General features: G+C 73.9%; 12 protein-coding genes. 8 read left to right on the top strand and 4 right to left on the bottom strand.

The genetic code is table 11. The features are described 5' to 3' along the window. Positions 1 to 61: 61 nt before the first annotated feature. Positions 62 to 853: a TetR/AcrR family transcriptional regulator gene (locus ACPA54_RS05970; protein WP_423527501.1), complete on the bottom strand. Its 792-nt coding sequence runs from the start codon at positions 851 to 853 to the stop codon at positions 62 to 64. 128 nt (positions 854 to 981) lie between these two features. Between ACPA54_RS05970 and ACPA54_RS05965 the strand changes: the two genes are divergently transcribed. Beyond that, complete coding sequence (locus tag ACPA54_RS05965; protein ID WP_423527499.1) at positions 982 to 3,183, top strand: ATP-binding SpoIIE family protein phosphatase; 2,202 nt, start codon at positions 982 to 984, stop codon at positions 3,181 to 3,183. A gap of 48 nt (positions 3,184 to 3,231) precedes the next feature. On the opposite strand, the gene ACPA54_RS05960 is transcribed toward ACPA54_RS05965, so the two are convergent. Further along, positions 3,232 to 4,140, bottom strand: coding sequence for a LysR family transcriptional regulator (locus tag ACPA54_RS05960; protein ID WP_423527497.1), 909 nt, complete (start codon positions 4,138 to 4,140; stop codon positions 3,232 to 3,234). 85 nt (positions 4,141 to 4,225) lie between these two features. Here ACPA54_RS05960 and ACPA54_RS05955 point away from each other — a divergent pair, with 85 nt between their 5' ends. Beyond that, positions 4,226 to 5,158, top strand: a complete 933-nt coding sequence (locus ACPA54_RS05955) for an EamA family transporter (protein WP_423527495.1) — start codon at positions 4,226 to 4,228, stop codon at positions 5,156 to 5,158. 48 nt (positions 5,159 to 5,206) lie between these two features. Further along, entirely contained in the window at positions 5,207 to 5,425 is a 219-nt protein-coding gene (locus ACPA54_RS05950; protein ID WP_423527493.1) for a hypothetical protein, read from the top strand. A 44-nt stretch (positions 5,426 to 5,469) separates the two neighbouring features. Here ACPA54_RS05950 and ACPA54_RS05945 read toward each other — a convergent pair whose 3' ends face one another. Then, positions 5,470 to 6,393: an RNA polymerase sigma-70 factor gene (locus ACPA54_RS05945; RefSeq protein ID WP_423527491.1), complete on the bottom strand. Its 924-nt coding sequence runs from the start codon at positions 6,391 to 6,393 to the stop codon at positions 5,470 to 5,472. 200 nt (positions 6,394 to 6,593) lie between these two features. Between ACPA54_RS05945 and ACPA54_RS05940 the strand changes: the two genes are divergently transcribed. The 5 genes from ACPA54_RS05940 (at position 6,594) to ACPA54_RS05920 (ending at position 11,597) form a co-directional block, all read left to right on the top strand. Next, positions 6,594 to 6,917: a cupin domain-containing protein gene (locus ACPA54_RS05940; RefSeq protein ID WP_423527489.1), complete on the top strand. Its 324-nt coding sequence runs from the start codon at positions 6,594 to 6,596 to the stop codon at positions 6,915 to 6,917. 127 nt (positions 6,918 to 7,044) lie between these two features. Further along, complete coding sequence (locus ACPA54_RS05935) at positions 7,045 to 7,761, top strand: hypothetical protein (protein ID WP_423527488.1); 717 nt, start codon at positions 7,045 to 7,047, stop codon at positions 7,759 to 7,761. A 36-nt stretch (positions 7,762 to 7,797) separates the two neighbouring features. After that, entirely contained in the window at positions 7,798 to 8,949 is a 1,152-nt protein-coding gene (locus tag ACPA54_RS05930; protein ID WP_423527486.1) for a CoA transferase, read from the top strand. Continuing rightward, positions 8,943 to 10,373: an amidohydrolase family protein gene (locus ACPA54_RS05925; protein ID WP_423527484.1), complete on the top strand. Its 1,431-nt coding sequence runs from the start codon at positions 8,943 to 8,945 to the stop codon at positions 10,371 to 10,373. Before ACPA54_RS05930 ends, ACPA54_RS05925 begins: the two co-directional genes overlap by 7 nt. Positions 10,374 to 10,376: 3 nt before the next feature. Beyond that, positions 10,377 to 11,597, top strand: coding sequence for a CaiB/BaiF CoA transferase family protein (locus ACPA54_RS05920; protein WP_423527482.1), 1,221 nt, complete (start codon positions 10,377 to 10,379; stop codon positions 11,595 to 11,597). On the opposite strand, the gene ACPA54_RS05915 is transcribed toward ACPA54_RS05920, so the two are convergent. After that, a complete protein-coding gene (locus ACPA54_RS05915) occupies positions 11,548 to 13,029 on the bottom strand; it encodes an MFS transporter (RefSeq protein WP_423527480.1) in 1,482 nt (493 codons plus the stop codon). The genes ACPA54_RS05920 and ACPA54_RS05915 overlap by 50 nt on opposite strands. Positions 13,030 to 13,253 lie beyond the last annotated feature (224 nt).

The following is a 13,253-nucleotide window of genomic DNA, read 5'->3' as shown; positions in this document are numbered from 1 at the left end:
GGGCTGTCTGCCGCAGCTATCCGTATCCGGACCGGGTCGACGATTCAACCCTCGGACGCCGTCAGTCCCCGGCCGGCGCCGGCCCGGGCTGCGGTGCCAGGCCCTCCGGGACGATGAAATCGCGCACCAGCTTCTCGGCGTCCCGCACCAACGGCCGGATCAGCTTGTAGCGGGACAGCGCCATCGTCCGCGCCACCAGCGGCGTCGTCCGCCGCACCAGCTCCCGCGTCTTGGCGCTGCCCGGCGAGCGGTCGTACACCCAGAACAGCACGATCCCCATCTGATGCAGCCACAGCAATTCCGGCAGCAGCTCCGTCATCTCCGCGTCGAACTTCATCGACGACCCGGTCACCACCTCCCGGTACAGCGCCACCACCTGCTGCCGCGCCGGATACGACTCGGCGGAGAACGGCGACAGCGGACTGTCCGGATCGGCGGCATTGCGGAAGAACTGCACCGCGAAGCCGTGGTACGGCTCCGCCGCGTCCAGCCAGGCGTCCCACGCCACCCGCAGCCGCCCCGCGAACTCCCGGTGCCGCGGCAGCGCCGCGCGGGCGCGCCGCAGGTGGTCGTTCGTGACCTGGTCGTACAGGCCCTGGATCAGGTGTTCCTTGCCCGCGAAGTAGTAGTAGGCGTTGCCCACCGAGATCCCGGCCTCGGCGGCGATCGCGCGCATCGTGGTCTTGTCGTAGCCGCGCTCCTGGAACAGCCGCATCGCCGTCTCCAGGATCAGCGCCCGCGTCTGCTCGCCCTTGGTCGGCGGCGCCCCCGCCCCCGCGGCGGCGCCGTCGGGGGCCGCGTCCGCACCGGGCCGGGCGGAGTCGGGCTCGCGGGGGTCTCGTACGTTGTCCACGCGACGACCCTAGCCGGGTCCGCGACCCGGACCGCCTGCCGCCGACGGCCTCCCCGATCGGCCCCTTTCGCAGGCTTCACGTGCGGCAACACGGGATAATTGCCAGCAATCGTCACCATCTCGGGGAGATGGCAGGTCGTGGAATGGGCCCCACTGCCGAATCGGCCGCGTCCGAGGACGGCGCGGCGGCGCACGGTGCGCCCGACGGCGCCGCGGAACCCTTCCGTGCCCGCGACGGGTCCCTCGGTCTGCGCGCCGGCACGGCGGTGGTGCTCGACCAGTACGGCACCGTGCTGTGCGCCACCCACGACGCCGCCTGGCTGCTCGGGCGGAGCCTCGGCATCGCGGAGTTCGCCCAGTACTCCGCGATGCCGAAGGAGCCCCGCTCCGGGACCGCGGTGTTCTCGCTCGCGTCCGGGGAATCCGGGAGTTTCCGGTACCACGCCCGCCCGCTCGACCACGAAGGCGGCGGCACGTTCTGGCTCGTGCAGCTCGCCGGGTCCGGCGGCCCCGTTGCCGACGAAATGCCCGCCGCGCCGGCCCGCCCGGAGGACGTGGAAGCCCGCAGCGAACGCCGCTCCCGGCTGGCCCGCGCCGCCGCCCTGAGCATCGGCGCCTCCCTCGACCTCAAGGAGATCGCCGAACGCCTGGCCGACAGCCTGGTGCCCGCGTTCGCCGACCTGATCACCGTCGACGTGCCCGAAGTCGTCCTCAACGCCGACGAACCGCCGCCGCAAGAACAGGCTGCACGCAACCTCCGCCGCATTGCCGTCGCCACCCGCGACGGCCGCATGCCGCCCGGATTCACCCGCCCGGGCGAACCCCTGCCCGACTTGTCGGGACCCCCGCGGCTCACCCCGATGGCGGGCCGCCCCGTCGTCGCGATGTCCGACATGGCGGAACTCCGCGGCGCACTGCGGATGGCCCTGAGCACCGACGCCCCCGACGACGCCATCGCCCGCCTGGTACCCGCGGGCGCCCACGCGCTCCTGTCCGCGCCGATGCTCGGCCGCGGTCGCTCCCTCGGCATCCTCGCCGCGTGGCGCCTCAGCACGCCCGGTGGATTCGACGACGACGACGCCGAACTGTTCGCCCAGATCGCCTCGCGCGGCGCCCTCGCCCTCGACAACGCCCGCCGTTTCGCCCGCGAACACCGCACCGCCGTCGCCCTGCAACGCAGCCTGCTGCCGTCCGGCGCCACCCACACGTCGGTACTGGAAACCGCGGGCACCTACGTCCCCGCGGAAGGCGAAGCGGGCGTCGGCGGCGACTGGTACGACGTCCTCCCGCTGTCCTCGCTCCGCACCGCCTTCGCCGTCGGCGACGTCGTCGGCCACGGCCTCGGCGCCACCGTCGCCATGGGACGCCTGCGCACCGCCGTCCAGACCATGGCCGACCTCGACCCCGAACCCGGCGAACTCCTCGCCCACCTCAACGACTTGATGCAGGCCCGGTGGACCGCGGGCGAACCCGCCGACCCGGACATCGACGTCGACGCCTACGGCACCACGGTGCTGTACGCCGTCCACGACCCCATTCGGCACACCTGTGTCATGGCCAGCGCCGGACACCCCCCGCCGGTCGTCCTGCGCCCCGGACGCGCGCCCGAGTTCGCCGTGCTCGCGCCCAGCCCGCCGCTCGGCGTCGGCGCCCTGCCCTTCGAGGAAGCCGAAATCGACGTGCCGCCAGGCACCTTGCTCGCGTTCTACACCGACGGCGTGGTCGCCCGGCACGGCGCCGACGTGAACGACGGCATGGACGCGCTCGCCGCCGTCCTCGACGAGCACCGCGACGCCCCGCTCGACGCCATCGGCCCCGCGGTCCTCGCCCGCCTCGAACCGCCGCACGGCGACGACGTCGCGCTGCTTCTCGTCCGGACGCACCCGGTGCCGAGGTCGGCGGTCGCCGAATGGGACCTGCCCGCCGATCCGTCCGTCGTCGCCCGCGCCCGCGAACTCACCCTGCACCAACTCGACGCGTGGGGCCTGGACGACCTCGCCTTCACCACCGAACTCGTGGTCAGCGAACTCGTCACCAACGCCATCCGTTACGGCGGCGCCCCCATCGGCCTCCGCCTCATCCGCGACGAAGTCCTCATCTGCGAGGTCTCCGACCCCAGCAACAGCCAGCCCCGCCAACGCCGCGCCCAGGCGACCGACGAAGGCGGCCGCGGGCTCTTCCTGGTGGCGCAGCTGACGTCGCGGTGGGGGAGCCGGTACCGGCGGACGGGGAAGACGATCTGGACGGAGCAGCGGTTGGACGGGGAGCCGGTGGAGTTTCCGTTGGGGGCGGTGGATCTGCTGGGGGAGATCCCGGAGGGGGCGCTGTAGGGACGCGCGGCGACGACGGGCGGCCGCGGGCCGTCGCCGTCTTCGACGTCAGCCGAACCTGGCGATCGCGTCGGTGAGTCGACTGATGACCAGCGCCAGCGGCGGCCAGTCGCGGCGGCCGAGGAGGGTGGTCGCGTAGGCGCGCATCGTGACGCGCGGCGCGGTCAGGGGGAGGAGCCGGACTCCGGGGCCGGTCGGGCGGCGAGTGCGGAGCAAGCCCACGCCGAGACCCGCGGTGATCATCTCCTCGACCAGGTCGAGGCTGTCCGCGCGATGCGTGATGCGGGGGGTGAAGTCGGCCAACGCGGCGATGGTGCCGAGGACTTCCTCGTCCGCGGTGTTGCGGGAATTGACGATCCAGTCCTCGCCTGCGAAGCGGGCGAACACCTCGGGGCTCGCGGCCGGCGCCGCCGCGGGTCCCGGGTCCGCGGACGCCGGGACGCCCAGGCTCCATTCGGCCTCCCACAGGCGGGTGGTGGCGACCGCGGGGTCGGGGGCGGCGGGGGCGAGGTTGTAGTCGTACGTCAACGCCAGGTCCACGGCGTCGGTGGCCAGCAGATCGAGCGCCTCCACCGGCTCGTGCTCGCGGATCAGGACGTGTACGCGCGGATGCTCGACGGCCAGTTCGCGGACCACCGGGAGCAGGTACGTGCTGATCGCGGACTGGAAGCCCGCCACCCGCACGGTCCCGTTCGGCTCGGCCCCCGGGCCCAGGTCGCGGCGGGCGGCCTCCACCGCGGCGAGGATGACGACCGCGTGCTCCGCGAGCCGGCGGCCGTACGGCGTCAGCCGCACCCGGCGCCCGTCCGGTTCGAACAGCGTCGCGCCCATCTCCCGCGACAGCACCGCGAGCTGCTGGGACACCGTCGACGTCGTCGTGTGAAGGACGTCCGCCACCGCCCGCATCGACCCCAGTCGGGCCAGCTCCGACAGCATCTCCAGGCGCCGTGTCTCCATGCCCTCGATTGTTCACGATCATCGAACGGATCATCAACAAATGGCACGTGGACGCGAACGGTGGACCGGCGTTCTACTGGCAGGCATGACCTCGAACGATCACGTGGCGCCCACCCGCCATCTCCCGTGGGGACCCGCGGAGAGCGGCGCGATGATGGCGGTTGTGGCGATGCTCGGCGTCCAGCTGGGCCTGGCGATCGCCGTACGGATGTTCGACCAGATCGGGCCGCTCGGGATGGCGTGGCTGCGCCTCGTATGCGCAGGCGCGATCCTGCTCGTCGTGGTGCGTCCGCGACCGTCCGACTTCACCCGCCGCGACCTGCTGGCGTGCGCGCTGCTCGGCGTGGTCACCGCCGCGATGATGATGTTCTTCCTCAGCTCCGCCGCCCGGCTGCCCATCGGCACAGCGAGCGCGCTGGAGTTCCTCGGCCCGCTCGGCATCGCCCTGGTGGCGGCGCGCGGACGGGCCCGGCTGTGGGCGCTGCCCGCGGCGATCGGCGTCCTGCTGCTCACCGAGCCGTGGCACGGCGGCGTCGACCCGGTCGGCATCGCCTACGCCCTCGGCGCGGCGCTCGGCTGGGCCGGCTACATCCTGCTGACCCAGCACGTCGGGGACAAAGTGACGGGGCTCAAGGGCCTCACCATCTCGCTGCCGGTCGCCGCGCTCGTGACCACCCCGATTGCGCTGCCGGCCGAAGGCGGCAACCTGACGTGGCAGTTGCTCGGCATCGGCCTGGCCTTGGCCGTGCTGCACCCGGTGCTGCCGTTCAGCCTGGAACTCCGGGCGCTGCGCCGGCTGACCGCGACGTCGTTCGGCGTGCTGATGAGCCTGGAACCCGCGCTGGCCGTCGTCATCGGGTTCCTGGTGCTGCACCAGGTGCCGGGACCGGCGGCGGTGTTCGGGGTGCTGTGCGTGGTGTTCGCGGGTGTGGGAGCGACGCGGGCCGGGGCGCGGACCGCGGAGCCGATCGCGATTCCGGAGCCGCGGGCCGCCGAGCCGGAGCGAGTCGCGGTCTAGGCCCTCCCGCGCGCCGGATTCCGCGGCCGGCTGCGGGACAATCGGCGGATGCGCGACGTGGAGGACATGGGCGGGGACCCGGTCTGCTGGCTCCCCCTGGTGTGCCCGGAGTGCGGCAAGATCCGCGAGGGTGCCCAGGGGGAGAGGCCGTGCCCTTACTGCGGAGCGGACGAGAACGCGGACAAGAACAAGAACGCCGACCCGGACAAGGACGCCGACCCGGACAGTGCTCGGGAGGCCGTGGGCGAGCCGGCCCGCGACGCGTGACCTGCGGGGGGATCACGGCTCCCCCCCCGCAGGCCTCCTCGGCGTCACTCGGCCCGGCGGCGCGCCTCGTTCGCCTCGCGCACCAGGGCCCACGTGTCCGCGACCGGGCCGACGTGGCGGAGCTTGTCGGGGTTGAGCACGGCGCGGATGCCCTGGATCCGGCCGTCCGCGATGTCCAGCGTCCAGGTGGTGACCACCTTGCCGTCGCGGTCGCGGAAGATCGCGCCGGAGCCGCCGTTGACCGCATGCGGCTCCAGGGTTCCGCCGATCCGGCGCAGCGCGTCGCCGAGCGCGACCAGGGTCCGGCTGACGTTGTCCTGGCCGTGGATGCCGCCGCCCCACTGCGGCGCCTTGCCGCCGCTGTCGCCGAGGATCATGACGTCGCCGGCCAGCAGCTTGCGCAGCGCGTCGACGTCGCCCTCGCGGAACGCGTCGAAGAACCGCTCGGCCAGCTCGTCGCGCTCCTTCCGATCGGCCTCGAAGCGGGGCCGGCCCTCGTCCATGTGCCGGCGGGCGCGGACCGCGAGCTGGCGGCACGCGGCCTCCGAACGCCCGACGGCATTGGCGATGTCCGGGAAGCCGAAGGCGAATACCTCGCGCAGCACGAAGACGGCGCGTTCCAAGGGCGACAGGCGTTCCAGGAGCAGCAGGGCGGCGGTGGAGAGCGAGTCGGCGAGTTCGGCGGCGCGCTCGGGGTTCTCGTACGGGTCGTCCAGCAGCGGCTCGGGGAACCAGGGCCCGACGTAGGCCTCCCGCCGCACGCGTGCGGACCGCAGCACGTCGATCGAGATCCGGGTGACGACCGCCGACAGGAACGCCTTCGTCGACGCGGGCACCGTCTCCGAGGTCGCATACCGCAGCCACGTCTCCTGCACCGCGTCCTCGGCCTCGGTCACGCTCCCGAGAATCCGGTACGCGATCGAGAACAGCAGCGGCCGCAGTTCCTCGAATTCCTCGGTCCGATCCACACCCGTTCCTCTCGCCCGCCCATCGCCCGCCCGGCCGGCACACGATAGGCCACGGCCGGGAATCCGCGGCGAAGCGCCGCGTCGTGGAAACGGGACGAGGCAGCGCCGGGATCTGTGACATCGGGAGTGCCCGGCATGACGCCCTGCATCCGGGGTACCCGGGCAGGTCAGGTGAAGGCTGTCGGGTTCGGGAGGTCGGGATGGTCGGGCTTGGCGCGTTGGCGCAGGAGCACTTGGACAAGGCCGCGGCGTCGGAGCACGGGCGCAGCGCGCATCTGCTGGTGCACGAAGGTCCGCTGCGGCAGACCCTGATCGCGTTGACCGCGGGGCAAGAGCTGGACGAGCACAATCCGCCCGCGGCGGCGACGCTGCAGGTGCTGTCCGGGCGGGTGCGGCTGGTTGCGGCGGACGGCGGCTACGAGCTGTCCGCCGGGGAACTGCGCGCGATTCCGCAGGAGCGGCACGGGCTGGCGGCGCTCGAGGACGCGGCGGTGCTGCTGACCACGGTGACCGGTGTCGACTGAGTTTCCCGGCGGGCGTGATCCACGCTACAAAGGCGGCATTCCGGAGTAAAGGCCGCAAGTTCGGTGGTTGTACAACTTTGAACTTCTCGTTCAGCGTATCCACCGGACTCTCCAGAAGGGCGGCGTCGTGGCCGAGCACGACCACAAGGCCGAACGCAGGCGGGCGAAGAGCGCCGCCGCGCGGAAGCAGGCCAAGCATGCGGACCGGCGCCGCCGGACGATCCGCATCGGCGCGATCGTGCTGGGCATCGCCGCGCTCATCGTCGGATTGACGGTCGCCGTGGTGACCGCGGACTACGGGCAGGCCGAGAACACGGGGGCCAAGCAGATACCGAGCCAGCCCGCGCGAACCGCCGTAGGCCGCGAGACCGCGCCGCCGTGGGACGCGCCCGACCACCCCGTCGCGCACGTCGCGGCCGCCGGGCTGCCCATGCTCGGCGCGGAGGGCACCGTCGAGCACATCCACGCCAAGCTCAACGTGATCGTGAACGGCAACCCCGTCGCGGTCCCCGCGGAGATCGGCATCGACCAGGCCTCGCAGCGCCTGAGCCCGCTGCACACGCACGACACCACCGGCGTCATCCACGTCGAATCGCCGGTCCCGGCCACCTTCACCCTCGGCCAGTTCATGACCGAGTGGGATGTGTCGCTCGACGCCCAGCACATCGGCAACCTCACCGCGACCAACGGCAACGCCCTGCACTGGTACGTCAACGGCCAGGAGCAGACCGGCGACCCCGCGGCGCACGAGCTGAAGGCACACGACGTCATCACCATCGTGTACGGCCCCACCGACCAGCACGTCGACGTGCCGAGCACGTACGACTGGCCTGCGGATCTCTGACCCCACGCTCGCGCGGCCTGGCATAGCATGCCGCGCATGGACCGTCCCGCACTCGGGCGTTGGGCGGCGTCGGTCGGGCCCGCTCTCGGGCCGCTCGGCCGGGCCGGGCAGGCGTTCACCGGTCTGACGGGAGTACCCGTCGACGTCGAGGACGCGCTGTTCCGGCGTGCCGCCCTGGCCGGCTACCGGCTCCCCGAGCGCACGTCCGCCAACGGTTCCTGCCACTTGCTGGCCTGCGCCGACGGCTGGGCCGCGGTCAACCTCGCACGCACCGACGACGTCACCGCGGTCCCGGCGCTGCTGGCCCTGCTCGGCGCGCAGCCGGAGACCGCCGTCGACCCGCTGCCGCTGCTGCGCGAGGCCGCGCGGCGGGCACCGGCCCGGGAAGTCGTCGACGCCGCCCATCTGCTCGGCATGGCGGCCGCGGTCCCCGGCGCCGAACGCGACCGGGATCCGCTGCGCGCCGACCGGCACGGTCCGACCGGCCCCACGTCGCTGCAAGGCCTGCGCGTCGTCGACCTGTCCGCGCTGTGGGCAGGGCCCCTGTGCGCGCGGCTGCTCCGACTCGCGGGCGCGCGGGTGACCACGGTCGAGAGCACGACACGGCCGGACGGGGCGCGCCTCGGTTCTCCCGAGTTCCACGCCTGGCTGCACGACGGCCACGACCACCGCGTGGTCGACTTCGGATCCGGCGCACTCGCGGACATCGTCGCGGGCGCCGACCTCGTCATCGAGGCGTCCCGCCCGCGGGCGCTGCGCCGCCTGGGCGTCCACGCCGAGGAGTTCCTGGCCGCGCGCCCGGGGCGGGTCTGGGTGAGCATCACCGGCTACGGCCGCGACGACGACCGGATCGCCTTCGGCGACGACGCGGCGGTCGCGGGCGGGCTGCTGGGACATGACGCCGACGGCGGCCCGGTGTTCGTCGGCGACGCGATCGCCGATCCGGTGACGGGCATTTATGCGGCCCTCGGCGCGGCGCGTTCCGTGGCGGCGGGAGGCGGGGAACTCGTCGAGGTGGCGATGGCGGGGTGCGCGGCCGAGGCGGCGAGGTGCTCGGCGGGGGCGGCGGTTGCCGGGAGGGCGACGGGGGTCGGCTCCCGCGGCGATCGGGCCGACCGGCGCGACGCCGACGACGAGAGAACCGCCGAGGCTCCGCACAACTCCGGCGTACTACTCCCGCCATGCTGATCGCCCACGTGGAAATCGACGGCCGCATCGTCGACGTGCGCCTGGCCGGAGGCCGCATCGTCGAGATCGGCACCCGGCTCGGCGGCCCCGTCGACGTCGACGGCCGCGGCGGTGCCTTGATCCCCGGGCTGCACGACCACCACATCCACCTCGCGGCGACGGCCGCCGAAGCGGCCTCGGTCCCGGTCGGGCGCGGCGACGTGCGCGACGCCGACGCGTTCGCCGCGGCGCTGCGGCGCGGCGCGCCGGGGGAGTGGGTGCGGGCCACGGGCTACCACGAGAGCGTCGCGGGCGAGCTCGACCGATGGCGGCTCGACGCGCTGGTGCCGGACCGGCCGGTGCGCGTCCAGCACCGCACGGGGGCGCTGTGGGTGTGGAACTCGGCGGCGATGCGGGCAGCGGGTCTGCTCGGGCCGGGTGAGGGCGACTCGGCCGCGACGGGTCCGGGCGCCGGGGGCGCGGCAGGTGCCGTTGCGGACGCGCTCGACGCGGCGGAAGCCCCGAACCCGGCAAGCCCCGCCGGGGGTGTGGACCCTCCGGTGCCCGGCCTCGCCATGGCGACCGCCCGCACGTGGCACCCGCCCGCCCCCGCCGACGGCCGATTCTGGCGCCAGGACGCGCGCCTCCGCGACCTCGCCCCGCCTACGTCGCTCGACCTCCCCGCCGTCGGCCGCGCCGCCGCGGCCCGCGGGGTCACCGGGTTCACCAACGCCGACCCGCAGCCCGCGCCGGGCCTCTCCGCGCTGCTCGCGCCGTTGCCGCAGCGGGTCGTCGTGATGGGCGTCGACGGGCCGGTCAAGTTCCTGCTCGACGACGCGACGCTGCCCGGGCCCGACGACCTCGCCGCGCGGTTCGCGGCCGTGCGGCCGGCTCCGGTGGCCGTGCACTGCGTCACCCGTACCCAAGTCCTCGTGACGCTGCTCGCCTTGGAGGCCGCCGGGCCGGTGCCCGGGGACCGCATCGAGCACGGCTCCGTCCTGCCCGAGGAAACGCTGCCGTGGCTCGCGCGGCTCGGCGTGACCGTCGTGACGCAGCCGCACTTCCCCGTGGAACGCGGCCGCGAGTACGCCACCGACGTCGACCCCGACGACCGGCCGCACCTGTACCGGCTCCGGTCGCTGGCCGACGCCGGAATCCCGGTGGCCGCGGGCACGGACGCCCCGTACGGCACTTCCGATCCGTGGCGGGTCGCGCACGCCGCGGTCCACCGCCCCGACGGGGAACGCGTCGACCCGCGGGCCGCGCTCGCCCTGTTTTTGGGCGACCCCGCGTTCCCCGGCCGGGTGCGCCGAGTCCGGGTCGGCGCGGCGGCGGATCTCGTGCTGCTGCGGGTGCCGCTGCGTGACGCACTCGACGTGCTCTGCGCGGACGTCGTCCGGGAAACGTTCGTAGGCGGACAACGGCTCTTCCCATCCAAGGAGTGACCCGTGGACATACCCCCCGACGGCAGCGGCCCCCTCGCGGGCATCACCGTCGTTGCCCTGGAGCAAGCCGTTTCTGCCCCCTTGTGCACGCGCACGCTGGGGGATTTCGGCGCCCGCGTCGTCAAGATCGAGCACCCTCGCGGCGGCGACTTCGCCCGGTACTACGACGACGTCGTGCACGGCCAAGCCGCGCATTTCGTCTGGCTCAACCGGGGCAAGGAATCCGTGGCCCTGGACGTGAAAGACCCCGGCGGGTCGGCCGTCCTGCACCGGCTGCTGGAGCGGGCCGACGTGCTGGTGTCCAACCTCGCCCCCGGAGCCACCGCCAAGCTGGGCATCGCGCGGGACGACCTCGCCGCCCGCCACCCCGGCCTGATCGCCGTCGAGATCGACGGCTACGGCAGCGGCGGCCCGCTGTCCGGCAAGCGGGCCTACGACCTGCTCGTGCAGGCCGAGTCCGGGGCCTGCGCCATCACCGGAGTGGCGGGCGCGCCGGCGAAGCCGGGGCCGCCGATGGCGGACGCCTGCACGGGGCTGTACGCGGCGCTGTCGATCATGGCGTCGCTCGTCGGCGCCGGCCGGGGACGGCGGCCCGGGGCCGCGGTCTCGGTCAGCATGTTCGACACCATGACCGAGATGATGGGCTACGCGCTCAACTACACCCGGCATTCCGGCATCGACCAAGAGCCCGTCGGCATGGGCTCGCCCGCCGTGGCTCCGTACGGCGCCTACCGCACCGCCGACGGACACACCGTCGTCCTCGGCACCACCAACGACCGCGAGTGGCAGCGCCTCGCCCGCGAGCTGATCGACCGCCCGGACCTCGCCGACGACCCGCGGTACCGGGACAACCCCGGCCGCGTCGCGCACCGCGCCGTCCTCGACGAGGCGATCGCCGCGTGGTGCGCCGGGCAGGCGATGGCCGACGTGCAGCGCGGCGCCGATGCGGTCGGGATCGGCAACTCCCGCTACAACACCCCCGGCGACGTCGTCGCCCACCCGCACCTGGCCGCCCGCGATCGGTGGCGCACCGTCGACTCGCCCGGCGGGCCGATCCCCGCGCTGCTCCCGCCGCCCGTCGTCGACGGCTGGGAGCCGCCGATGGGTCCGATTCCCGCGCTCGGCGCGCACACCGACGCGGTACTCGCGGAACTCGGCTACACCGCGCCCGAGATCACCGCGCTGCGAGCGTCCGGCGCGGTGGGCGGGGGAGACCCAGCGTGACCAGCGCCGCGCCGAGTGCCGCGGCGGAGGCCAAGGCGAACGCGATCTGGTAGGCGTGCAGGGTCGGCATCTCGGTGCCGTCGTAGTCCATCGTGACCTGGGTGAGCACCGCGGCGACGGCGGTGCTGCACAGCGACTGGCCGATCGTCCGCATGAGGACGTTGAGGCCGGTCGCCGCCGCGGTCTGCTCCAGCGGGACGGCGTCGAGGATGAGCGTCGGCAGCGCCGAATAGACCAGGCCGGTGCCGACCGAGCACATCGTGGCGCCCAGGGTGATGGTCAGCAGGTGGCCGCTGGTGAAGATCCGCACGACGTAGGCGCCGGAGATGACCAGCGTGCCGAGGAGCAGCGTCCAGCGCGCCCCGCGGGCCGCCGAGATGCGGGCCGACACGGGCGACAGGACGACCATCGTCAGGCCGCCCGGCACCAGGCAGAGACTTGCCACGACGGCGGATGCGCCGAGGCCGTACCCGGTGCCCTCGGGAGCCTGCACGAGCTGCGCCGTGGACAGCCAGTTGGCGTAGAACGCGAACCCGGTCAGCAGCGCCGCGATGTGCGGCAGCAGGACGGTGCGCCGGGCCGCGAGCCTTACGTCCACCAGCGGCACGCGGCAGCGCAGCTGCTGCCACCCCCACACCGCGAGCACCAGCAGGCCGCCGACGGACAGCCCGAGCACCGGCGGCGACGTCCAGCCCCAGTCCGCGCCCTTGGACAGCGCCAGGAGGATCCCCACCAGGCCGGTCGCGAGCAGCACCGCGCCGAGGACGTCGAAGCGGCCCGGCGACCGCACCGGCGATGCCGGAACCACCCACCACGACGCCGCGACCCCCAGCAGCCCGAGCCCGGTGGTCACCCAGAACAGCACATGCCAGTCGGCGCGCTCCAGGACCACGGAGGCCAGCGGCAGGCCCAGCGCGGCGCCGATGCCGACGGTGCTGCTCATCAGCGCGACCGCGGAACCGATCCGGCGGGACGGCAGGACGTCCCGCAGGATGCTGGTGGCGAGCGGCACGACCGCCGCCGCGCTGCCCTGCAACGCGCGGGCCGCGATCAGGATGCGGATGTCGGACGTGACCGCGCACAGCGCCGACCCGACGGTCATCGCGGCCAGCGACCCGATCAGCACGGGGCGTTTGCCGTACATGTCGCCCGCCCGGCCGAGCACCGGGTTGAGCACGGCGCCGGTCAGCAGCGTCGCGGTGAGCATCCAGCTGACCGTGGACCGGGAGCTGCCGGTCTGCGCGGGCAGCTCGGGCAGCATCGGCACGACCACGGTCTGCATGACCGCCATGAGGATGCCGCCGAAGGCGAGGACCGGGACGATCAGCCGGGTGCGCAGCCCGCCGGCGTCGGCAGCCGGACCCGCGGGGCCGGGTGCGGCGCCGCTCCGGTCGGGTGCGGCGTCGAGTCGGGTCGTCCGCTGGTCTTCCACGCGTGCTCCGGGAGTCGTGCAAAGAGGTGGTGCTGGGGCCGGCGTGGCTCCCGGAGGGCGACCGTATTGATCACGGCGGCGGCGGGCAATGATCGAGGACACAGAATCTGACGGTCTGTCAGGTGACGCTCGGCACACGGCCGACTGCACGGGCGGCCCGGCGCGCGGGTGAGTGAAGGCGGCGTGCGGACGGCGGCCGGGCAGGTCCTATCGGGGGGAATCTG

This window comes from Uniformispora flossi, from assembly GCF_049534875.1.
GTDB lineage: Bacteria > Actinomycetota > Actinomycetes > Streptomycetales > Streptomycetaceae > Yinghuangia > Yinghuangia aomiensis.
This window is presented reverse-complemented; position numbering and strand designations above follow the sequence as displayed.

Coding starts and splice junctions, on each gene's coding strand:
- ACPA54_RS05950 (WP_423527493.1), top strand. CDS start 5,207: ATGCGCGACGTGGAGGACATGGGCGGGGACCCGGTCTGCTGGCTCCCC.
- ACPA54_RS05940 (WP_423527489.1), top strand. CDS start 6,594: ATGGTCGGGCTTGGCGCGTTGGCGCAGGAGCACTTGGACAAGGCCGCG.
- ACPA54_RS05925 (WP_423527484.1), top strand. CDS start 8,943: ATGCTGATCGCCCACGTGGAAATCGACGGCCGCATCGTCGACGTGCGC.
- ACPA54_RS05930 (WP_423527486.1), top strand. CDS start 7,798: ATGGACCGTCCCGCACTCGGGCGTTGGGCGGCGTCGGTCGGGCCCGCT.
- ACPA54_RS05965 (WP_423527499.1), top strand. CDS start 982: ATGGCAGGTCGTGGAATGGGCCCCACTGCCGAATCGGCCGCGTCCGAG.
- ACPA54_RS05955 (WP_423527495.1), top strand. CDS start 4,226: ATGACCTCGAACGATCACGTGGCGCCCACCCGCCATCTCCCGTGGGGA.
- ACPA54_RS05960 (WP_423527497.1), bottom strand. CDS start 4,140: ATGGAGACACGGCGCCTGGAGATGCTGTCGGAGCTGGCCCGACTGGGG.